Source organism: Bacteroides sp. MSK.20.82, assembly GCF_019052485.1.
Classification (GTDB): domain Bacteria; phylum Bacteroidota; class Bacteroidia; order Bacteroidales; family Bacteroidaceae; genus Bacteroides; species Bacteroides thetaiotaomicron.
The window spans coordinates 1-23,162 of sequence record NZ_JAHQUN010000002.1 but is presented as its reverse complement, the minus strand read 5'-3'; the positions used below and the strand labels follow the sequence as shown (position 1 = coordinate 23,162).

Here is a 23,162-nt window from a genome sequence, read left to right as displayed (position 1 = left end):
ATAATATAGAACACTCATGAAAAAGTTATTCAAAATAATATTGGGAGCAACAGTAGGAAGTACACTACTACTCAGTTCCTGCAATTTTCTGGATGTAGACCCATACTTCGAAGCTACTTTCAAAGAAGACTCCATCTTTCACAGCAAGAAAAATGCTGAAGGTTATCTCTGGAACACTCCGAAAGGTTTTCCCGACGCAGGGGCTATCTGGGGAAATTCCTGGAATCCGGGGGAATCTGCTTCGGACGAAATAACACTTAAATATCAGACAAATGAATTTTGGGGACTACAATTTTCCGTAGGTACCATCAACAGCAGAAATCTGCCTATCCAAAACCAATGGTACGACATGTATGTCATTGTAGCAAGATGTAACAAAATGCTCAAAGAAGTCTACAATGTACCTGATATGAACGAAATGGACAGAAGACGTTATATCGGATATGTTCACTTTATGCGTGGGTACGCTTATTATCATCTTTTGATGAACTGGGGACCGTTGATTATCGTGGGCGATGAAGAACTGAGCACCTCCGAACCTGCCGAATATTATAATCGCGAACGGGCTACCTATGATGAGTCTGTAGATTATATATGCGATGAATTCCGACTGGCAACTCAAGGCATCTATTCAGCGGATGAGCAAAGCGTCAACTATTATCAACGTCCGACCAAAGGAGCAGCCATGGCACTCATCGCCCGTTTGCGCCTCTTCCAGGCTTCACCGCTTTTCAATGGCGGAGCTGCAGCCCGTAAATGTTTCGGGACCTGGAAACGTAAAAGCGACGGAGCCTACTATGTCAATCAAGAGTATAACCCGAGACGCTGGGCCGTTGCAGCAGCTGCCGCCAAACAGCTGACCAAAATGGGATACGAGCTACATACAGTGGAAGCAGATGCCCAGAACCCATATCCTCTGGCCTCCAATGTCCCTACTGCTAACTTCCCTGACGGAGCAGGCAATATCGATCCTTATCACTCTTACTCCGACATGTTCACAGGAGAAGGTATCATACAGACTAATAAAGAATTCATCTGGGCGATGGAATCCAGTAACGTCACTAACTATACCCATCACTCATTCCCTGTCAAGTTTGGCGGATGGGGTTCAATGTCTGTGCCGCAGAGGGTAATTGATTGCTATCTGATGGCAGATGGGCGGACTATTCATAATTCATCGGCAGAATATCCATATGAACCGGACTTCAGCAGACTCACCGGCGAATCCAAAAAACTGGGGACATACCTACTAAGGGAAAACGTACCTATGATGTACGCCAATCGTTCGGCACGCTTCTATGCCTCGATAGGTTTTCCGGGTCGCTACTGGCCGATGAGTTCAGCTTCTACCGACGCCTCCTACGTCAATCAGCAATTCTGGTATTCTCACGATGATACCAATGCCGGAATTGCCGGTGCCGGAAATAACGTAAACGACTACAGTGTCAGCGGTTATGTTCCCGTCAAATACATTCATCCGGACGACTCATGGGCTAACGGCAAAGGGAGTGTAAAAGGCGCATTCGTCACCAGCCCTAAACCGTTCCCTATCATTCGTTATGGTGAAGTGCTACTGGAATATGTAGAAGCATTGAACCGTGTAGAAGGTACAGTGACCGTAGAAGTATCCGACAATACAGGTACACTTATTGAGGAAACCGTTAGCCGTGATCCGGCAGAAATGGCTAAATATTTCAACATGATACGTTATCGCGTCGGCTTGCCGGGAGTAGATGCCAACGACATGGCAGAAGCAGACAATTTTGAAAAAATCATCCGTAATGAACGTCAGGTAGAGCTCTTTAACGAAGGATACCGATATTTCGATACGCGCAGGTGGGGAACCTATCTGGACGAAGATGCCAACAGCTCCAACTGGCGGGGACTGGATGTGACAAAAGACCGTACAAATGCCAACGGTAATGAAGGATTCTGGAATATTGTGACGATCAATACACAAAATGTGCGAGACCGCATTGCACTGCCTAAAATGGTATTCTTACCGATCCGCCATGATGAATTGCTGAAGGTTCCCAATGCCGACCAGAATTTCGGATGGGACAGATAATATCAAAACATGAATAACAGACTGAATATGAAAAAGAAATTTAATATAATGCTCTGCACCCTTATAGGTGTATTGAGTGCTTGCAATGAATACGATTTCGACCAGGAACAATACCGGAACGAAGTAGGCTTACTCAGTAATTCGAGTCTGATCTACGACCGGCAGGTGGCTAATGTAGGACAAGAAAAAGATACGATCTATCTGGTTGCCACGGTTAGCGGCTCACAAATAAGCCCTAACACACACCATGTAGCTCTTCTGGAATCGGACTCTTTGCTGAAAGCATACAACAAATCCAACTTTGATATAGAAAAAGAAAAATTTGCCAAACTGCTTCCCGATGAATGCTATGATTTTCCCAATAAGGAACTGGATATTCAGGCAGGCACTTCCAAAGTAATGTTTCCGATCTATCTGAAAAATCTGGAAAGGATTTCACCGGATTCTATTTATTTTCTGGATTACAAGATAGATCCGAAAAAAACACCTAATTATAATCCGGATAAAAGTCATGTATTATTGCGTATCTATAAAGAAAACTATTACGCAACGACAAAGACTTCTACCTACTACAATTATACAAGCAGTACGATTGTAATTCCTAACCCCAGTGGTAGTCCCGAAGTCCGTAGACCGACAAATGCCAATCAAGTATTCCCGATCGGTGCCAATTCGGTACGCATGATGGCAGGTGATGAAGATCTTGGCGATTATAAGACAGCAAGAAGCAGAATTGTATCTAAGAGTATCATTCTGGAAATTGGCGAGCAGCAACCGGAGAATCCTCAGGCCAGAGAACTTACCATCAGAGCGCATGACAGAGTTAATGATGTGGAAGTGGATCCGGTCGATGTAGTACAACTTACCCCAATCGATGATTACGACAACACATTCCTGTTAAACGCTATCCGTACTCCCGACGGACGTGCCACTTATTACAAAGAGTTCCGTCTGCATTATAAATATCGCCTGGAATCCACCGCCCCTTACCGGGAAGTGAAAGCCAAACTACGATATGAATTTAACCCAAGAGTAGATAACTTGTAATCAAATCAAATGAGTATGAAAAAAAATATATTAATCATCGGGCTCGCAAGCATATTCGGAATTGCTTCCGGACTTATCTCTTGTTCGCCCGATTACGAAACCGAGTTTAAAGTAGAAACGCTCGTAGTTCCTGATAAAAGTCAGGCACCTATCACTTTCCCACTTCTGGGAGGAGAACATGAAATTGAAGTGCAGACCAATGTACCACTCGACAGATGGAGTGCCCAGTCCAATGCAGAATGGTGCAAGGTAGTACAACACGAGGGCAAAGTAGTCGTATCTGCCAGTGCAAACAATATATACAAACAACGCCGGGCAGAAATCACTGTAGCCTATGGTCATCAAAGCTATTCCATCACTGTCTCGCAGTTTGGTAAAGAACCGGCCATCCTTATAGGTGACAAGCTACAACAGGAAGGATATGTAGAAATAATAGATGCAGAAAGAGAAACATTGACAATTCCTGTAGCGACCAACCTGAATCTGGATAATATCATTATACCAGACACTTGCAACTGGATACGTCTGGCAGAGCAACCTGCCACATTTGATGCAAAGACGCGTGCAGCGGAAGACGTAAACAAACAGGAACTGAAATTTACGCTGGATAAAAGCACCGAGACTGACGTACGTTATTGTACGATTATCCTCCAGTCTTCCCAGAATTACAGCTATACAGCTTCTTTCCTGATAAAGCAACAACCCAGAGGTTATATAGTCGAAATCGATGAAGACAAGAAGATCTATGAAGTGAAAGCAATGGGAGAAACAATCACTATTCCTTTCAAAGTAAATTCTCCTGCCGGTGAAGTGTCATATACCTATGAAGTCGAAGAATCCGCCCAATCCTGGATCACTCCAGTATCATTACCCGCTTCAAGAGCACTGCGTGATGTCTCCGAAAGCTTTATCATTAAAGCCAACACTGAAGTTGAGAATCAACCTCGTGAAGGAAAGATAACCTTCAAGAGTACCAATAGCACCGACAAAGTACCAAGTCAGTTCGTAGTCACAGTAAAACAGGCCGGATTTATCGCGACACCTCCTTTAAATGTGATCAATGCTACTGCTACTCCGGGAGCCGGAAGTATTCAGCTGCAATGGGAGATACCTGAAGATGTAGACTTCAACAAGATAAAGATTACCTATTACGATAAAGTCACGAAAGAAAATAAAGAGATCTTAATAAATGACTATAAGACAACATCCTATATCATAGATGATACTTACCAATGTGCAGGTGAATACTCATTTACTATCAACACCTATGGTCCGACTGGTATGGAGACAGATAGTCCGGTAACAATAACAGGCATTTCCGGCGAAGCTTCCGAAATGGAACGTGTTACTCTTACTATCGATATGCTTTCCGACAATGCTAATCATGTCGGAGACGGAGGCGGTTTACCGGCATTGATTGACGGGAAGGTGAATACTTATTATCATACCAAGTGGAATGCTCCTGTTACAACAGAAGCACATTATGTCCAGATCAAACTGAACAAGCCATTAAAGGACCTTTGTTTTGAATATGATGCACGTCAAAGCGGAGTGAATAACGGAGGTGACGTAAAAGCCGCAACAATATATGGAAGTATGAACGGTGAGTTCTTTGAAAGTATGGGTAATGAAGAATTCAATCTGCCGACAACAAACGGTGGCCATGCCACAGCTAAAAACAATGTGAGTGGAAAGCAAGCTTACAACTATATCCGATTTACTCCTACGGCTCGCCGTGACAAAGATCCATTGGATTATACTGTCGCAGGCAGTGCATGGTGGAATATGTCCGAAATATACCTTTACAGAATAAGACATGATGAAGCCTGGGCAAGAGAACAGCTAGGCATTTAAGTAAAACAAGAAAAGACTGACGAAGAACAAAATAAGATCAGATTAGACACATTTTCTTATCGAGTTCTTCGCCAGTCTTACTTTTTTATAAAATTGGATGATAAGAATTATGAATATGAAACCCAAGAAATTAAGCCTCTTATTAACTATCTTGCCAATGATTATTGCAGCTACAGGTTGCCATTCCCAGCAAGAGTCTAAAGTAGACATCACTCCTCATTGTATCAATCTTCAGGCAGACAGCCTCTACCGGCAAGCAATGACATTAATGGAATCTTCTTGCGATGTAGACTCCACCCGAAAATGCATCCGCTTTCTGGACAAAGCTTTGGCAATCGACAGTTTAAATCCCGACTATTACGGCATGAAAGCCAAACTTTTATCTGAAATGGGAGAACTGGACTCCGCCCTATACATACAAACACTTGCTATGGAGAAAAACGCAATTACCGGTGAGTATCTGTTCCAACTGGGACTACTTCAAGCTGCCAAAGATATGCACGCTGAAGCTCACGAAAGTTTTGGAAAAAGCAAGGTCTTCCTTCAAGCAGTACTAAAACAATATCCCGACAGCTTGGGAGCTTTTATTCTGGCAGAAGCTGCCAATTCTCTCTACGAAAATAAAGATTCACTTTTCATGAGAAATATAGATGAAATCCGTAAACGCTTTCCCGAAAGGTTGCTGGAAATAGAGATGACCCGAAGGGTGAAACCGCATTCATTGGTCAATCAAATAAGAAGGATTAAAATAGAAAAGGATTATAATATTGATTTTGATATGGATAGTCTGGTTGAGGCGACTGTGAATAAAGACTAAGTTCCAACTTTCCTCCCCTTTTCTTTGTTCTTTCAGCCGGAATAGATTACTTTTGTCTTATTCCGTGAGCAATGAACTAAAATAACAGGAAATATGATAGAAGATGTGAAAAGAATCCCATATGGAGTTTCCAATTTCGTGGAAGTGGTAGAGCAGAATCAATATTATGTAGATAAGACCATGTATCTGCCTCTGCTGGAACAGCAGCCCAACAGTCTATTCTTTATCCGCCCCCGGCGTTTCGGCAAAAGTATCTTCCTGAGCATGCTTCGCACCTATTATGATATTTCGCAAAAAGAAAAGTTTCAGAAACGCTTTGGTAATTTGTGGATAGGCAGTCAGCCAACTCCCCTACAGGGAACTTTTCAGATACTTTTTCTTGATTTCTCACGCATAGGCGGAATCGACGGTACATTGGCACAGAACTTTGACGATTATTGCTGCGGTGGATTGGATGACTTCGCATCCATTTATGAACCATACTATTATCCGGGATTTGCATTAGAAATGAAGCAACTGGAAGGTTCCACCAATAAGCTGAATTTTCTGGATCGAAAAGCCCGCAACAATGGTTCCCATCTCTATCTGATTATTGACGAATATGACAACTTCACCAACGTGGTTCTGAACGAACAAGGTAATGAAATCTATCATGCCCTGACTCACGCCAGCGGATTCTACCGGGAGATTTTCAAAAAGTTTAAAGGAATGTTCGAACGCATCTTCATGACAGGTGTCAGCCCCGTTACATTGGATGATCTCACCAGCGGATTCAATATCGGCTGGAACATCAGCACCGATTTCCAATTCAATATGATGCTGGGATTCAGTGAGACAGATGTGCGGACCATGTTTCAGTACTATAAAGACGCCGGACAACTGCCGGCAGATACAGACATAGATGCACTGATTCGGGAAATAAAACCGTGGTATGACAATTATTGCTTTGCCAAAGAAAGTCTGGAACGTGATCCGAAGATGTTCAACTGCGACATGGTACTTTATTATCTGCGTCATTACATAACGTTGGGGAAATCTCCCGAACAAATGATTGACCCTAATACCCGCACGGATTACAATAAAATGAAAAAACTGATCCGATTGGACAAGCTCGACGGAAATCGTAAAGGTGTGTTGCGCAAAATCACCGAAGAAGGAGAAGTCATCACCAACTTAGTGACAACCTTCCCCGCCAGCGAAATAGCCAATCCGGAAATCTTTCCCAGCCTGCTCTTTTATTATGGCATGCTGACCATTACCGGTACACGAGGAGTCCGCCTGATACTGGGTATTCCCAACAATAATGTACGCAAGCAGTATTACGATTTTCTGTTAGAGGAATATCAAGAGAAACGGCATATTGACTTGAATGGCTTAAGAGATTTATTTGATGACATGGCATTCGACGGTCACTGGCAAAAATCTTTAGAGTTCATCGCTCATGCCTACAAGGAAAACTCCTCAGTACGTAGTGCGATTGAAGGCGAACGGAATATTCAAGGATTCTTTACTGCCTACCTGAGCGTAAATGCTTATTACCTGACTGCCCCGGAAGTGGAACTGAATCACGGTTACTGTGACCTGTTCCTTATGCCGGACCTACTGCATTATGAAGTGAATCATAGCTACATCATAGAGCTAAAATACCTTTCAGAAAAAGATTCCGATGCGAAAGCCGAAATCCAATGGGAAGAAGCCGTTGAGCAGATAAAGGGATATGCAGCCGCACCGAAAGTTCGCCAATTGATACAGAATACAAAGTTACATTGCATTGTGATGCAATTCCGTGGCTGGGAACTCCAACGAATGGAAGAAGTAATTCAACCACATATAAAATGACAGCACTTTTGCCCTCACGCTCTCATTTTCGCCTCAATCCCCCTATTCATCGGAGTTACAGCGATTAGAGATCCAATGGTAGCAGCGTGAGAGCAACCGTTTGCCCTCACGTTACTACCAATTATTCTATTTTCAGCAAATGATAAAGTGTCCCCTTACCGGACTTCCGGCAGGGAATATTCAGCTTCTGAAGCGCACGGCCGAACACAGCTACCTTATTGATAGCCAACCTGTCCCGTGTCTTCGTCTGCAAATAATTCAGAATCTGCATGGACGTCATCCATTCGCCTCCCTCCTCTTCTTCCGCCGGACGGAGATAACAATGGAACAACTGTTCCAACGGGCTCGCCTGCTCAAATTCACGGTTCGTCTGCTTCAAAATCTTTTCATCCTCATCATCCAGCCAGTAACGCTCACCCTTATAAATGGCTTCCATCGCCTGAGCATAAAGCTGTTTGTAATTGATGGTAGCATTGGTTTTGATAGGAGCTATCACCTCAATACAGATAAAACGACGGCTGCCACTGGGATCGGCAAGCAAATCTTTCTGATTGCTGGTGCCGATAAAGGAAGCATAACGACGCATTTCACGAATAGTATTGCCATGAGGCTTGCGCAAGTTAGCAACAGGCTTTTGCAACAAATGCTTCAGAAACCCCTGCTGGCTGACATTGATCTGATCAAACTCATCAATGTTGATCAGAAAAAAACGTCCTAAATAACGCTCCGCTTCCTGCTTACTCTTGAAATCGATACTGTCCGTATAGCCGAAACGCAACTCAGGCGGCAGAATAATCCGGCAAAACGTTGACTTACGATACCCTTGCGGACCGACAAGCAAAGGTGACGTACTGTTTCCATGCTGCCGATCCACCCCTCTCCAATGCGCCACCATGCTCAGAAACCAACGATAAAACAACTCCTGCCAGTACGGATTCGTACAAGGAACCAATCCTGCCAATGCACGGATACGGTCTTTCCCGTCCCAACGGCCGACATCATAAAGATATTCTTCTACAGGATTGTGCAAAGGAACATATTCCGAATTCAGAAAACGGTCTACATCACGATCCCAGGCATTGATGCCTTCTTTCAAGGCACAGATAGAGATACTGTTGCGCACACGTTTGTCCACGGGCTTAAAGTAAAAGTGGATGGAATCACGCTGGCGGTATTCCAGATCATCTAACACGGTGTTATAACGAAATTCATAACGACGGTTCATAAATTCTTCCAGCAGAAAAGCCGTCTCCTGCTCCCTTCCGATACTGTTTTTCTTGCCAAAACCCTTACATTCCTGATAAAGATTATGAATCGTCGAGCGTATGATTCGCTCATCCTCTTCCCGATAGTAATGAATGAGTGTCTGCCGGACCGCTTCTTCTTCGGGGATACCCGCTTTGAAACAATGCTCGGCAAGGTGTACAAGCAAAGGTTGCAAATCATCTCCACGCTTCCAGTCTTCCATTTCCTGAAATGCCCTGTTCAACGCCGCTTCATAAATCTTCGTGAAAGTTTTTGCAGACTCATATCCCGGTTTCAATCGCAACAACAGATTCTTTTCACCCTGCTTGCGCTGCCGGAAAGTTTCTTCACCGGGCATAGCGAGCGGTTGTTCCAGACAGAACGGCACTGCATCGGGATTGTAATATGGAGATTCGTCCAGTGTCATGCGACACTTCTGTGTCAGCACCGGTGCTTGCAGATTAATATCATAAGGAAGCATCGGCTGGTAGCACTTTACCGCCAGCCAGTAGGCATGAGCATGAAATAATTCCGCTTCCGCTTCTTTTTCGGGCAGTCCTCTGTCATCCGGCAGGGCAAAACGCACCCATATCTTCACGCTACGGCCACTGGAACCACAGAATGCGGCGAAAGTCTGAGGCAAGAGTGCCGCCTGCCGTTTCACATATTCCATTTCGGACGGGCCTGCCAGCCGGTTCACTTCCAACTGCACCAGTCCGTTATATTGTTTCATTTTTCGTTCGCCTTCTTTAGTGCGGGTACATTCTACGGCAGAATAGATATATGGCAGTTTGTCTATATGTTCGTACTGGCTGTACGTACCTTCCAGCATCGGTATCAGGTTTCGCAAAGCCGTAATGTGTCCCGATTTTGTCTCCGTTTTCATTTTGTTGAATAATGTACCTGCTTCGCATATGCTTAGAGCTTCTTTTCCACTCCCGCTGTCTTGTCTGATTAAAGTTATTTTCATTCTTTTTTGTCTGTTTATCTACCAATATTGTTTATCGCTTAATTCCTGTAAAGGTACGATATTATATTACGGCATACAAACTTTTCCAATGTTTAAAACAGACTTTTTGCTTGCATTAACCTTATAATAAAATACGACATCAATCACACGTATATGTTTCATTTCTTACCAAGATTTCCCTATATCATTGTATCTGAATGGCTTACAGTTTCCTTTAATTTCTTATTTTGGAAACGAGCGTTCCCTATATCGGAGACGCTCGTTTCCTGCCTTGGAACTGCCGTTCCCTTATAAGGGAATGCCAGTTTCCCAAGCAGGAAACTGGCGCTTGACTTATATGATTGGATTGATTTGACCGCATGAAATGTTTCAATCAACCTGATCTTTCAGGAAGCATTCAATCATATATCGGTCAATAATGCGTGAGTTATCAGCTATTAACACCTGATTTCTCAGTTATTAATGGCTGAAATGCCAATCGTTAATAGTTGACACTTCAGACATTAATACTCTGTAAATCAAATAATAGCAGCAAAAAACAACATATAATTCGACGAAACTGAGTGAGAGCAACCGTTTGCTCTCATACTTGCCACCACACTTGCTACCACACCCGAAACCACGATGAATAAAGGGATACAGACAGACTGTTAGAGCGTGAGGGCAAAAGTCGTGTTGAATTCCTATGGAGCGTAAATTTGGGTATGGAGTTTATTTAGTCCGATATCTTAAATTATCAAACAGGCGTTCTATCAACCGTCTGTCTTTTACAATAATATCGGCGGTTCCTCCCAACTCATATTTAAAGTCGAGAGTCTCTTCATAATTAGTTGTTAATCCATTGGGCAATTCAACGTTAATCAAATATGTTTCAATGGTCTTTTCTCCTGTTTTCTGTGTTTGGGTGACCAAAGAGATAGAAGATACATATCCTTCTATATATCCATACTCCATGTAGGGATAGTTCTCTAACTTAATAACGACTTTACTGTTTTCTTTTACCTTTCCGGCTCCATTGGCCGGAAGCAACACCTGACCATATATATGGTTTTCCTTGGGTATCACTCCAAATACCGCTTCTCCTGCCTGCACGAATTGACCATCTGAAATAAATTTCAGGAACTCTACTTTTCCATCAAAAGGAGCTTTGAAAACATATTTCTGTTCCCATGCGGCCATATTTGCTATCAGGTTCTGATGAGTGGACAAAAGTTCCACTTTCAGTTCCCGTTCTTTTTCTAGTTGTTCCACTTCCAGTTGCTCCAGCCGATGGTATGCTTCTGTGATTTGCATACGGGTCGAGGCAATCTCCCTATTTATGTTTTGTACCTCCTGTACCGTTGTCAGGTAATTATTTTTAATCTGATCGGTCTCATATTCATAAGTCGCTATTTCCTGCTGATCAAGAGAGACATAGCGTTTAAGCCATTTCCGGGCTACCTCCATTCTGTCTTTTGCAGCTTTCCGCGAGTCCTCCGCTTCTTGGACAATCTTCTTTTTCCATTCAATGCCCGTTGTGATATTCTCCCTTTGTTTTTCGTAGACATTCTGCTGCAGATAGTCACATTGAGCTTTCAGAGCTGCAAGAAAGGCATAGTATTGGGGGTTGATTTCTCCCAAATACACTTTGTCGGGAAATGTATCTTTGAGGATGAGCAGATGAGTACCTTCGAAATCTACCCGATCTATTAAATCTGCAATCTTCCGTACATCCTCTGTAGAAGCAGGATTTTGCACGACAGCTATATATTCCCCCTTCTTCACTTCCTCCTGTGCTTTGTGCGAAAGAAGCAGCAAGTTACCCGTACTGTTGGCAACAAGCCTTACGGTCGGGTTCTGCGCATTAATTTTAATTTGCCCGGTCACCATATCCGGGTATTTGATAATCCATCCGAACAATAGAAATAATGCTGCAAATACAATGACCGCCAGTGCCACCCATTTTCCGAAAGCCATGGGCATCCGGTCAATAATCTCATCCAGTTCTTCGCTTCTTCCGGATGATTTAGTCTGCGCTTTCTTCTGTGGAGAAGGTGTTTGTTTCCGGTTCATATTGGCTTTGAATTAAGTTGTAATAATACTGTTTGTTTGTCATCAGGCTTTGATGATTGCCTGTCTCTATGATCATTCCCGCTTTTAATACGATGATTTGGTCTGCCCTGCGAATCGTACTTAGCCGATGAGCTACCACAATGACTGTCCTGTTTTTGAAAACGTTATTTAATGCCCTTACTATCTTTTGCTCATTAATCGTATCAAGTGCATTGGTAGCTTCGTCCAGAAACAGATAGTCCGGATCCTTGTAGAGCGCTCTTGCTATCAGTACACGCTGCCGTTGCCCTCCACTCAAACCTCTGCCCATTTCTCCGATCATTGTCTGGTATCCCTGCGGCATAGCTTCTATCTCGTGGCTGATATTGGCTACTTCAACAGCCTTCTGCAATGCCTCATAATCAATATTGGCATCATCCAGTACAATATTGTTCTGTATGGTGTCATTAAACAATTTCCCGTCCTGCATCACGCAGCCGCATTTAGCACGCCAATTGCGAAGACTGATATTATTCACGTTCATATCTCCCATACAGATTTCTCCGTAAGAAGGCATGTATAGACGCAACAACAGTTTGAGTAAAGTAGATTTGCCGCATCCGCTGTCTCCGACAATAGCGGTCACTTTTCCTTTAGGAATCTGCAAGGTGATGTTTTTCAAAACCAGCGGAGCATTTCTCGAATACTGAAATGATACGTTCTTCAGATATAAACTTTTGTCTACAGGCAAACTCAGACTGTTGCTTATCACAGGCGAAGAATCGTCTTCATCTTTCAGCTGATGAATTTCATTGATACGCATAAAGCTGATTTTAGCATACTGGGCAGATTGTATAAAACTGACTAACTGTGCCACAGGTCCGTTCAGCATCCCTATAATAAATTGCGTTGAGATCATGACTCCGAAAGTGATATCTCCATTGATAACGGCGATGGCACAGTAGAACGTGACGGCAATATTCATCATACTATTGATAAATTGCGCCCCAAGCGACTGTGCATTATTGATTTTCAGCACTTTCAGATTCAACCGGTATATCCTTGCCTGTATAGCTTCCCATTTCCAGCGTTTAAGGTCTTCGTAATTGTTTATTTTAATCTCCTGAACATTTTCGATGGTTTCCACCCAGTAACTTTGGTTCTTGGCATTCAGTTCGAAATACTCCCAGTCGAGCTTTTTACGTATGCTCAAAAAGGTGAAAATCCATGCTACATAAATCCCACTGCCCGCTATAAAAATAAAAAAGATCATAGGATTATAAATCAACAGTATAATGCTGAATACAACGAATGTAATGATAGAGAAGAACATCCCCAAGGAGTTGTTCATCACAAAGCTGCGTATTCTTTCATGATCGCCCGCCCGTTGAAGGATATCACCGACCAGTTTGTTTTCGAAGAAAGTCACCGGTAATTTCATTAATTTGATCAGATAGTCCGATATGAGGGAGATATTGACACGGGTAGAAACGTGCAGCAAGACCCAGTCTCTTAATACATTTGACAGCGTTATACTAAGTAAAAGAACAATATTGCCGATTAGCATCATGTAGATGAAAGATATATCCTGAGTATATATACCTATATCTATTACAGATTTTGAGATAAACGGAAGTACTGCTTGCAGTCCGGTGGCTATCAACATGATAGCGAACAATATGCCGAATGCTTTTTTATATGGCGTAAAATAGTTGAGAAGGTTTTCGAAACTTTTGAATCTTTCGATCCGTTCATGAGCTTCTATTTGCTTGAAGTTTGCCATAGGCTCCAGTACCATCAGCATCCCGAATTCTTCCCCTTCCTTATACCATCTGTCTTTGAAATCCTCTTCCGGATAGGAAAGCAAGCCTTTGGCAGGATCGGACACATATATCTTCCCTTTTTTTGTTTTATACACAACTATGAAGTGGTGCTGGTCCCAGTGTATGATACATGGCAGTGGAATCCTGTTGGTCAGATTCTCCATAGTCGCCTTAACCGCTACAGTTCTTAGCCCTATTTTTTCGGCAGCATAGCTAATATCCAAAAAGGAAACTCCTTCTCTGGTTATCCCACATAAATCCCTCAAATATTGCAACGAATAGTATTTGCCGTAGTATTTTGCTATCATTTTGATACATGCTGGGCCACAGTCTTTTGCATCCATTTGGTACTCCCAGGGGAATTGTCTTGTTTGCATAAAAAAAGATTTATATTTCTTGCAAAGATGCGAAATTTATTTCTATATTTGCAGAATCACACAAATAAAATTTAATACTTATGAAGCAAAAATTAACAAGAGCACTCATTGATGAGATTCGGAAAGAGATGCCAGTACTGACAGAAATGGAAATGAGATGTTGCAACGGTGGAGATGGTGGAACTACAAGTTGGGATTGTTTATTCAATTGCATGCACCATATGGATCCCTCCCGATCTGCGCAAGATTATGCTAATGATTATAAAGATATTTATGGTCTTGATCCTACAGCAATGGGAGGAGTTCCCAATGAATTAATTGGAAATGTCCTTAGCGTTATGGGATTTGGTAATACAGTTCCAGGTTCAATGACTTCTAACAGAGACTATTATCAAGTTGCAACTATGGTAAATCCTGATGGCACAGGACATACTATTATAGTCTTTGCAGTACCAGATGAAAACGGAAAAATCTCTTATTTTGACCCAACCCTAGAGGGGGAAGATGGGAAAAAGGTAAGAAAAGTAGACATTTCGGATATATCCACAATATATCGAATAAAAAAAGCCGACATTGATACTACCATTGGTGCTCATGAGGAAAGCTACGGCTATGCCTATGGTTATTTTGGTTATGGTAATTACGAAGATAGTTATGGCTATGGTAATAGTTATTACGGGAATTATAATTATGAAAATATTAGTGACTACAATGGTACTGCTAACAGTGATTACAGTTACTATAATTAATACTACAATTAATAAAAAGCTATGCGAGTTCTGCAAGATTTAGTCTTGTTATCATTATTACTTTTGAGTATATCAAAAGTATATTCTCAAGAAGATAAAAAAACTAAAGAATTATTCAATTCTGGTGGATATATATCTGATGGATATGCATTGGATAGAAACCAAGTACGATTTAATCAGTCCAGCGATTTTGTATTCCATTATATTCCCGGCGGTGATCGATTAACATGCATTACTTCAAAACAAGTTAGAGACTACAATCGACATTATAATTGTATACTATCAAAAGACAGTAATTTTATTGCATACGTATCTGTGCCTCCCATATTTTGCGGGGATAAAGATTCCATTTATGCTGACTTTAGTTTTAAAACAGGATTTATGATTGAAGTGAATACTTATCATTTAGAAATAATCAAAGGAGATTTTTTTGTAAATACAGGGGAAAGAGTGACCTCTTTATGCGACCTTCCTCTCACTTATAAATCTTTAAAATATGCTCGTAAAGCATATAATGCGGATACTGTAATTACATATCCTTTAAGAATGTGGGAAAATTTAGAAAATAAGTATAATCATTGCCAAGTAATGATTATTCAAAAAAAACGTCGCGGATGTATTGCTCTGTATTGCTTTTATAATGACAAAGGTGCTAGAAAATTAAGTCAATATATAAGATCATTAAAAAAGGTATTTTGGTATAGAGAGCCTAAAGATTATATTGAAGTAATAGATCCACCAATCATAGAAGAATACGAAATACCTCATTTAAAAGCTAAAGAAAAGTCCGCTGATAATTAAGATGCAAATAAGATGGGGATTTATCCCATCGTTTCTATATTTGTGAAATCACAAAACTAAAATCAAACACTTATGAAACAAAAATTAACAAGGGCACTTATTGATGAAATTCGAAAAGAAATGCCTGTATTGAGTCAAAATGAAGAAAAAGGAGTAATCGGAGGTACTTTATATGTAATTGGAGTGGATGGGCGTGTACTTTACTCTAACGAAACAAATACAGATGAGGTTCTTGTATCAATGGGATCATGGGATGGGGCTCCAACAATGGAATTGCCTAAAGGTACATCTTTTCAAATATCTTCTGGTCAATTGGTTATTGAAGGTACTAGTGAACAGAATCGAGATATCTATAGTTTTTTAACTCAAAATACTTCTGTAGAATGGTCTATGTGCGTGGATAGTTCAACTTATCATTTTTTCGCAGGTACCAATCATCAAGAAAAAGAAGTGTCAATGGCGTATAGTGGATGTGATATAAAATATCATAACCATCAGAGTGAATATGCTAACTATCCAAGTGATGCAGACTATGAAACAAAGAGTAAATTACAAGAAATTGGATATAAAGAATTTTATATTTATCATGAGCCAACTGATACCTATATTCCATATTGAGAACAACAATTATGAAAAATAGAATTATATCACTTTTCATATATTTATTGCCTAGTTTAATCTATGCTCAAAATAATGCAGACGACAAATATGAGATTCTGTCTCTAACTGACATGTTTAGTCTTTTCAAAGATAGTAAAAATAGTGTTCCTCAAGATTATGACGAAATATATGTTCCCGGTTACTTCTATGAGCCTTCTTTTATGTATCCTTCACCTTTAAAGAAAGAATTTTGTTGTGTAGCTCAATGGAGAATCCCAAACAGAAACTGTAAGTATCTATTTTTAGAAGATATATTTCCGCAAAACAAAGATTCCTTAAAACAAGCTTCTCTTGAATTACAAAAAATAAAAGAGAAATATGGAATGAGAGAATCAGCTATGTATCAAGATGTGCCCGCAGGTTATAATGGTATAATTGCCAAATGGTTCACTGGTAGATTATTCGTTTTGCATTGCCCAAGAAAGCTATTTAATACAGTTGTATCAAAGAAAGCTTCACTCATATCCATTCATAAAGGTAGGATATCTGACGAAAAACAAATAACTCCAGATGAGGGTAAGTTTGAATCTTCTTGTTTTCCACAAAAAGGAGGCATGATATTAATACGCGAAGACGGATGTTGGTATGATGACATTAAAAGGAATATAGATTTTTTAATCTCTCCCCTAATTAATGAAAATTTTCCTACAGAATTTAGCAAACATGTTGGGAGGGAATATTCATTTCTATTGGAAGTAGTCCCTAAAACAGGACAAATTATTCCACACCTCTTATTGCCGAAAACATTATCTACCGACGAGAAAATGATTGTATCTTATTTAGAAAAACAAATAAGGAAGTTTCCTGAAAACAGTTTTGGCCCCCTGATAACCATTGACAAGAAAATGTTATATGGTCGATATTTAAAATTTATTGTAAAAGATGAAAAGTTTAAGATTGAAGACTACCTTGAATATTGATATTAAGTCAAGAAACAATACTAAGTCACTGATTTCGAACACTGCTTATTGAAATTGCCACAAAGAAGGACTACAACCATTCTGCCATAGTACAATTCAATATTGAAGATTTCCCTATTAAAGCGAGTTAATATAAACGAAGTATGAAAAATAATTTTTTGGTGAACTTTATATTATTACATGGATATTCATTAGACAACTCTAGTCTGATGTTTGGTAAAATGGGGTATTCTTTAATTCTTTTCGAATATTCTCACTATTTTAAGGATGCTTTAGCTGAAAAACATGCTTTTGAGTTATTGCAAGAGGTACTAGCTTCTCCTATGAAAAGCAATACATTTAATGAAGGAAAAATGGGAATAGCATGGTCTCTTATTCATCTTATTGAAAAAGAATATATTGAAGCTGATTATCTGGAATTATATGGTCAAGAACATAAAGAAATAGTAGCATTCATAAAACAATTAAAAACAGATATGAACAATATTGTATCTAAAAACGACGCTATATCGTTTTTAATAGCTTCTAAATCATATATTCAGGAATCTGATTTTGATGAAATACTTCCCAATTTAATAGAGAACCTCTATGATTACCTAAAACAAATTCCTAAAAGTTTGTTTGAACGTAATTTGTTCTATTACCATGCTACGAAAATGCTCTGTCTCTATAATCTTTATGAAGAATTAAGTATTCGAGGAGAAACATTAATTGACATAATAGTACAAACACATAAAAAATTAATCAGTGATAAACATGTTTGTACTAATATATCATTTGGAGTCAATCTTTTGCAATATGGTTTGTGCCATAAACGCAAAGATATCATAAAGCTGGCAAATGCGATTATAAAATGCTACTTTTCAAATATGGTTTTGGAAACCCTAAACTTAAAAGAATCAATTGATGCTATTTACAATCTGAATAAATTACAACTTCTTAATAAAGAAAGTGAATGGACATCTTTAAAGAAACAATTGTCAAGCCTCTTGTTTAATAAAGAATCTTATTTATATAAAGAAAATCGGCTGACATTAAGTAGACTAAAAGGAGGAATTCCCCAATTGTTACTTATGGAATGTCTTAATTTCCAAGATATAAAATCCACCGGACACTATATAATGCTGAAATGATAGAAAAAAATGTTGTAATCCTCAGAATAGAAACTGGCAATCCATCCGGTGTTGTACGCTATATTCAAATGTTAACAGAAGGTATGAAACATATGAACGGCATTAAAGTTCATATTATTTGTTTAAATACCAGTCTGATCTTTCCCAAATTTGAAGTGACAGAGGATAGGATAATTGCTAATATCCCATATCCTTCTAAATCCAAGCCTCTGAGAAATGAAATATATTGGCTTACTAAGTATTTTAACGTCGTATCCGACTTAATATCTCCCTATTTTAAAAACAGGAAACAATTAATTTGGCATGTGCAAGAATTATTACTAGTAAAATTAGCGGATATTTTAAAGTTATCTTTAGGCGGACATATTTTAACCCATTTACATATCATTCCTTGGAAACTAAGTCTTGAATATAATGAAAGTCTGTTTAAGAAACAGTACTCTCAATGGTTGAATAACACATTCAATTTAATAAATGAAAATCAACTAGAAAAGATTGCATATCCTTTATCTGATAGAATTATATGTGTTTCTTATTCCGCAATGAAACACATTATTTCAGCATATGGTATCCATCCAGACAAAATATCTGTTATATATAATGGTATGGATGATACGGGAATCACCTTGCAGGAAAGAAAATCTAGAACACCAGAGATCCTTTTCGTAGGCAGAATCAGTCGTGAAAAAGGAGTGATTTGTTTACTTAATGCATTAAATAAAGTAGCCAGTAGAGGGTATTTTTGCAAACTGAAATTAGTTGGGCAATGTACCGGATATATGTCATCTCATATCCGCAAAGCATACAAACAACTAAAGATTGACATATTAGGGACTGTTTCTTTTAATGAGCTGAAAGAACTATATACAACAAATACTATAGGAGTCATTCCTTCTTTACATGAACAATGTAGCTATGTGGCTATTGAAATGTCCATGTTTGGTATGCCAATGATCGTATCAGATGTAGATGCACTTTCCGAAATGTTCGAAGATGAAGTAAACGCTTTGAGAATCCCTTTAGTGTTTGATGAAGATTTTGGTTTAGAGCTAGATGAAGAGAAATTAGCAGACGCCATCATCCGCTTGATAGATGATGAAGCCTTAAGGCTAAAACTGAGCACAAATGCAATCAAGAACTACCAAGAAAGATTCACTCTGGAAAAGATGATAGAGAATACGATTAATGTATATGAACAATTAATAGAACAAGACAATGCCTGAAATAACAGTTCTAATGCCCGTCAGAAATGGTGAGAGATATATAAAAGAATCTATTGATAGTGTTTTGAATCAAACACTGACCGACTTTGAGTTTCTTATTATAGATGATGGTTCAACAGACCGGACAGTAGAAATCATTCAAGGATATACAGACAAAAGAATACGTTTAGTCAGAAAGGAGCATCAATTTATTCAAAACTTAAATGAAGGATTAGAGTTGGCTTCCGGCTCTTATATTGCACGCATGGATGCCGATGATATAATGCATACAGAACGATTAAGAATTCAATTAAAACGTATGAAAAAAAATCCGGATATTACAGTTTGTGGAACATGGGCTAAGATTTTCAGCGATAAGGGCAACGAAAGAAATGTTTCCCACCTTGGATATGGAATCATACACGAACCTGTGTTGGAATTACTAAAATACAACATGCTACTTCATCCTAGTGTGATGATTAAAAAAGAGTTTCTGCTTAATCACCATATTGAATATCAAAATTACCCCTGTGTGGAAGATTATAAATTGTGGTTTGATATAGCGAAAGCTGGAGGAATATTATTTGTAGAACCACAAGAACTATTAATGTTTAGAAGAAGTGATACGCAGGTCACCGTAACGAAGAAAAAGGAAATGTCTTTAGGTTCTATCCGTTTGAGAAAGGAAATTCTTCTCTATCTTCTCTCTATATATAATAATAAAACATTAAATAGCCTATTATCCGACTTTGAAAATTTAGAAAAGAATAAATGGATGTCTAATGAAGACATTTTTCGTTTTTTTGTGAATCTATTTAATAGAATACAACGCGATACAATGGTTTAATCTTTCAATTGAAAATTAATAAATTATTTTAGATAGAATTAGAACAACCATGAATATCGCTTTTTTATCTTCATCAAACCCTAATGATCAAAATAACTGGTCAGGTACTCTTTACTCTCTATACACTTCACTTCAAAAGAAACATAGGGTGATATGGGTAGGCGAAACTGTGTTTGCTGAGGTTTGGGAATTCCACAAAGCCAATTTCAAAAACAATGAAACATTCTTTCCTGAAAATTATGCGTTGCTTTTTGGTAAATTGTTTTCTGACCTATTGAAAAAGGAATGTTATGATGTAATTATATGCCGAGATTATTTCTTTGCCGCATATCTCGTTTCGGATATACCACTTATTTATATTGGAGATACTACATTTCATCTGTTTAATCAATACATGAACTGGCAGGACAAAAGTCTTACCAAACTAGCCGAACAACTGGAATCACTCGCTATACAAAAGGTGGATAAAATTATTTATTGTTCGGAATGGGCAAAACAGAGCGCAATGCAGGATTACAATGCTGATGCCGAGAACATAGAAGTGGTTGAATTTGGAGCGAATATCACAGAGAACATCCCGATTCCAGATAACGTATCGCCGATAAATGCACCATGTAACCTCTTATTTATCGGAAGAAATTGGAATATGAAAGGTGGAAATAAAGTACTTGAAATTTATCATAATCTAAAAGGAAGGGGATTTCAATGTACGCTTACTATTGTAGGAAGTGAACCTCCAATGTCCTTACCAAATGATCCGAATATTGAAATATACCCTTTTATCGACAAAACAAACTCCAATGACAGGTTAAAATTCCATGAGATCCTGACACGATCGCATTTTCTGATTCTGCCCACTCGCTTTGATTGTTTTGGAATAGTTTTCTGCGAAGCATGCGCCTATGGTATTCCATCGTTAGGCACTAATGTAGGAGGTGTATCACAGGTTATCAAAGAACGAGAAAATGGATTTCTGTTCAACATCGATGCTTCTTCGCTGGAATATGCTGATAAAATAGAAGAGATATTCAATAACCATATAACATATTCCAAACTAAGGAAAACTGCACGAAAGGATTTTGAAGAACGTTTAAACTGGGATATATGGCTCGATAAAAGCAATAAGATTATAGAACAGCTTGCATCCGAGCATCAACCGGATTTTTATCTTCCGGTTTATGTTATCAATATGAGAGAAAGAGTGGAACGTAAACAACATATTACTAAGGAGTTCGACAACAAGGAAGAATTCGAGTTAAATTGGGTAGAGGCTTCGGCCCATCCTATCGGTGCAGTAGGTTTATGGAATAGTATGATCAAAATCATAAAAATGGCAAAAGAGAAAGGAGATGACATCATTGTCATTTGCGAAGACGACCATTATTTCACGGAAAATTATTCTCCCAAATTACTGTTCAAAGAAGTTACAGAAGCTTATATACAAGGAGCGGAAGTACTTTCCGGTGGTATTGGAGGATTTGGACAAGCGATCCCTGCAGGATATCATCGTTATAAAGTTGACTGGTTTTGGTGCACACAGTTCATTGTTATTTATAATCGTTTTTTTGATAAGATGCTGGATTATTCGTTTCAGAATACTGACACAGCCGATGGAGTAATATCCAAACTAGCCACAAACATAATGGTTATCTATCCTTTTATCTCAGAACAAAAGGATTTTGGGTACTCGGATGTTACTCAGAGTAATATGGAACAGCAGGGTAAAATAAGAGAGCATTTTGCAAGAGCGAATAAACACATGAAATCAATAAGTCTGAAATAAAAGAAAGATTGATGACAATGATAAACTTATTATTTATACAAAATAAAATAGTCTAATGGAAAATCTCATTTTTGATATAGGTTTTCATAAAGGAGAAGATACCCTTTTTTATCTTTTGAAAGGGTATCGGGTAATTGCTGTGGATGCTGACCCTGATTTAATAAATGAATGGCAGAATATTTTTAAGAAATACATAGAGAATGGAAAGCTATTGTTGCTAAACTATGTGATTTCTGACACAAATGACGTAGACACCGATTTTTATATCGGTCCAAATACCATTTGGAGTTCAACTAAAGTTTCTATTTCTTCAAGAATGTGCTGCAAGGCTATTAAAAAGAAGATTAAATCAAAACGGCTGGACCATTTGTTTCATGAATACGGTACTCCTTTTTATTGTAAAATAGATATAGAAGGAAATGACATCATTGCACTGCAAACGATGGAAAAAGTGAGTGAGAAACCTCTATATATATCAGTAGAAACTGAATGCATAGGAGAAGATGAAGATATAGCAGGACACGAATTGGACACTTTGAATGCTTTATATCAGCTAGGATATAGAAAATTCAAGTTAGTTGATCAAAGAACACTTACCGTACTCGACTATAATTGTTTTTATAAGAATAATTCTGAACATAATTGGTTCGAACAAATAGAAACCAATTGTAAGTATGCCGAAGAACTGATAGTTCTCTCCGATACTGATCAACGAGTGAAATTTACCGATTTCTTCCCCGGTTCTTCAGGACCATTTGGAGAAGAACTAGCCGGCAAATGGTATGATTACCCTCAAGCAAAGGAAATGCTTAAAAAGCATAGAGAAGACAAAATGAGACTGAACGAACCGGCATGGACCTTTTGGTGCGATTGGCATGCAACGTTTTAACAAATATAGTTACACATAAAAACAATAGAACTATGAAAATACTACAAGCAATGTAAGCCCCCGATAAAGTACCCGTATAAAAAAGAATCGCTATAGCAAATCGAACA

17 protein-coding genes are annotated in these 23,162 nt (G+C 39.0%); 14 read left to right on the top strand and 3 right to left on the bottom strand.

The features are described from left to right. Positions 1–16 precede the first annotated feature (16 nt). The 5 genes from KTR07_RS02170 to KTR07_RS02150 all read left to right on the top strand — a co-directional run bounded on the left by KTR07_RS02170 (position 17) and on the right by KTR07_RS02150 (position 7,625). Positions 17–2,068, top strand: coding sequence for a RagB/SusD family nutrient uptake outer membrane protein (locus KTR07_RS02170; protein ID WP_008764489.1), 2,052 nt, complete (start codon positions 17–19; stop codon positions 2,066–2,068). Between the two features lie 27 nt (positions 2,069–2,095). Next, on the top strand, positions 2,096–3,115 hold the full coding sequence (locus KTR07_RS02165) for a BT_3044 domain-containing protein (protein ID WP_070750183.1): 1,020 nt from the start codon (positions 2,096–2,098) through the stop codon (positions 3,113–3,115). Positions 3,116–3,124: 9 nt separating this feature from the next. Beyond that, positions 3,125–4,969 (top strand): BACON domain-containing protein, encoded by a 1,845-nt coding sequence (locus KTR07_RS02160; RefSeq protein WP_011109190.1) that lies wholly within the window; start codon positions 3,125–3,127, stop codon positions 4,967–4,969. 115 nt (positions 4,970–5,084) lie between these two features. After that, a complete protein-coding gene (locus tag KTR07_RS02155; protein WP_008764486.1) occupies positions 5,085–5,786 on the top strand; it encodes a M48 family metallopeptidase in 702 nt (233 codons plus the stop codon). 93 nt (positions 5,787–5,879) lie between these two features. Then, complete coding sequence (locus KTR07_RS02150) at positions 5,880–7,625, top strand: ATP-binding protein (protein WP_008764485.1); 1,746 nt, start codon at positions 5,880–5,882, stop codon at positions 7,623–7,625. A gap of 121 nt (positions 7,626–7,746) precedes the next feature. Here the strand turns inward: KTR07_RS02150 and KTR07_RS02145 are convergent, their stop codons facing one another. From KTR07_RS02145 to KTR07_RS02135, 3 genes are all read right to left on the bottom strand, one after another. Next, entirely contained in the window at positions 7,747–9,840 is a 2,094-nt protein-coding gene (locus tag KTR07_RS02145) for a BT4734/BF3469 family protein (protein WP_008764484.1), read from the bottom strand. A gap of 711 nt (positions 9,841–10,551) precedes the next feature. Then, a complete protein-coding gene (locus KTR07_RS02140; RefSeq protein WP_165938063.1) occupies positions 10,552–11,892 on the bottom strand; it encodes an HlyD family secretion protein in 1,341 nt (446 codons plus the stop codon). Beyond that, on the bottom strand, positions 11,846–14,071 hold the full coding sequence (locus tag KTR07_RS02135) for a peptidase domain-containing ABC transporter (protein WP_008759963.1): 2,226 nt from the start codon (positions 14,069–14,071) through the stop codon (positions 11,846–11,848). The genes KTR07_RS02140 and KTR07_RS02135 overlap by 47 nt, the downstream gene beginning before the upstream one ends. An 80-nt stretch (positions 14,072–14,151) precedes the next feature. Here KTR07_RS02135 and KTR07_RS02130 point away from each other — a divergent pair, with 80 nt between their 5' ends. The 9 genes from KTR07_RS02130 (at position 14,152) to KTR07_RS02090 (ending at position 23,055) form a co-directional block, all read left to right on the top strand. After that, entirely contained in the window at positions 14,152–14,820 is a 669-nt protein-coding gene (locus tag KTR07_RS02130) for a hypothetical protein (RefSeq protein ID WP_008759962.1), read from the top strand. 21 nt (positions 14,821–14,841) lie between these two features. Beyond that, positions 14,842–15,621: a hypothetical protein gene (locus KTR07_RS02125; RefSeq protein ID WP_011109188.1), complete on the top strand. Its 780-nt coding sequence runs from the start codon at positions 14,842–14,844 to the stop codon at positions 15,619–15,621. 72 nt (positions 15,622–15,693) lie between these two features. Further along, positions 15,694–16,239: a JAB-like toxin 1 domain-containing protein gene (locus KTR07_RS02120; protein WP_008759960.1), complete on the top strand. Its 546-nt coding sequence runs from the start codon at positions 15,694–15,696 to the stop codon at positions 16,237–16,239. A gap of 11 nt (positions 16,240–16,250) precedes the next feature. Next, positions 16,251–17,201, top strand: a complete 951-nt coding sequence (locus tag KTR07_RS02115; RefSeq protein ID WP_011109187.1) for a DUF5030 domain-containing protein — start codon at positions 16,251–16,253, stop codon at positions 17,199–17,201. 143 nt (positions 17,202–17,344) lie between these two features. Then, positions 17,345–18,334, top strand: coding sequence for a hypothetical protein (locus tag KTR07_RS02110; RefSeq protein ID WP_008759958.1), 990 nt, complete (start codon positions 17,345–17,347; stop codon positions 18,332–18,334). Further along, a complete protein-coding gene (locus KTR07_RS02105) occupies positions 18,331–19,557 on the top strand; it encodes a glycosyltransferase family 4 protein (RefSeq protein WP_008759957.1) in 1,227 nt (408 codons plus the stop codon). The genes KTR07_RS02110 and KTR07_RS02105 overlap by 4 nt, the downstream gene beginning before the upstream one ends. After that, entirely contained in the window at positions 19,550–20,383 is an 834-nt protein-coding gene (locus KTR07_RS02100) for a glycosyltransferase family 2 protein (RefSeq protein ID WP_011109186.1), read from the top strand. Before KTR07_RS02105 ends, KTR07_RS02100 begins: the two co-directional genes overlap by 8 nt. Before the next feature lie 49 nt (positions 20,384–20,432). Next, positions 20,433–22,166: a glycosyltransferase gene (locus KTR07_RS02095; RefSeq protein WP_008764473.1), complete on the top strand. Its 1,734-nt coding sequence runs from the start codon at positions 20,433–20,435 to the stop codon at positions 22,164–22,166. A gap of 55 nt (positions 22,167–22,221) precedes the next feature. Further along, on the top strand, positions 22,222–23,055 hold the full coding sequence (locus KTR07_RS02090) for an FkbM family methyltransferase (protein ID WP_008764472.1): 834 nt from the start codon (positions 22,222–22,224) through the stop codon (positions 23,053–23,055). Positions 23,056–23,162: the final 107 nt, after the last annotated feature.

Coding starts and splice junctions, on each gene's coding strand:
- KTR07_RS02170 (WP_008764489.1), top strand. CDS start 17: ATGAAAAAGTTATTCAAAATAATATTGGGAGCAACAGTAGGAAGTACA.
- KTR07_RS02165 (WP_070750183.1), top strand. CDS start 2,096: ATGAAAAAGAAATTTAATATAATGCTCTGCACCCTTATAGGTGTATTG.
- KTR07_RS02160 (WP_011109190.1), top strand. CDS start 3,125: ATGAGTATGAAAAAAAATATATTAATCATCGGGCTCGCAAGCATATTC.
- KTR07_RS02155 (WP_008764486.1), top strand. CDS start 5,085: ATGAAACCCAAGAAATTAAGCCTCTTATTAACTATCTTGCCAATGATT.
- KTR07_RS02150 (WP_008764485.1), top strand. CDS start 5,880: ATGATAGAAGATGTGAAAAGAATCCCATATGGAGTTTCCAATTTCGTG.
- KTR07_RS02145 (WP_008764484.1), bottom strand. CDS start 9,840: ATGAAAATAACTTTAATCAGACAAGACAGCGGGAGTGGAAAAGAAGCT.
- KTR07_RS02140 (WP_165938063.1), bottom strand. CDS start 11,892: ATGAACCGGAAACAAACACCTTCTCCACAGAAGAAAGCGCAGACTAAA.
- KTR07_RS02135 (WP_008759963.1), bottom strand. CDS start 14,071: ATGCAAACAAGACAATTCCCCTGGGAGTACCAAATGGATGCAAAAGAC.
- KTR07_RS02130 (WP_008759962.1), top strand. CDS start 14,152: ATGAAGCAAAAATTAACAAGAGCACTCATTGATGAGATTCGGAAAGAG.
- KTR07_RS02125 (WP_011109188.1), top strand. CDS start 14,842: ATGCGAGTTCTGCAAGATTTAGTCTTGTTATCATTATTACTTTTGAGT.
- KTR07_RS02120 (WP_008759960.1), top strand. CDS start 15,694: ATGAAACAAAAATTAACAAGGGCACTTATTGATGAAATTCGAAAAGAA.
- KTR07_RS02115 (WP_011109187.1), top strand. CDS start 16,251: ATGAAAAATAGAATTATATCACTTTTCATATATTTATTGCCTAGTTTA.
- KTR07_RS02110 (WP_008759958.1), top strand. CDS start 17,345: ATGAAAAATAATTTTTTGGTGAACTTTATATTATTACATGGATATTCA.
- KTR07_RS02105 (WP_008759957.1), top strand. CDS start 18,331: ATGATAGAAAAAAATGTTGTAATCCTCAGAATAGAAACTGGCAATCCA.
- KTR07_RS02100 (WP_011109186.1), top strand. CDS start 19,550: ATGCCTGAAATAACAGTTCTAATGCCCGTCAGAAATGGTGAGAGATAT.
- KTR07_RS02095 (WP_008764473.1), top strand. CDS start 20,433: ATGAATATCGCTTTTTTATCTTCATCAAACCCTAATGATCAAAATAAC.
- KTR07_RS02090 (WP_008764472.1), top strand. CDS start 22,222: ATGGAAAATCTCATTTTTGATATAGGTTTTCATAAAGGAGAAGATACC.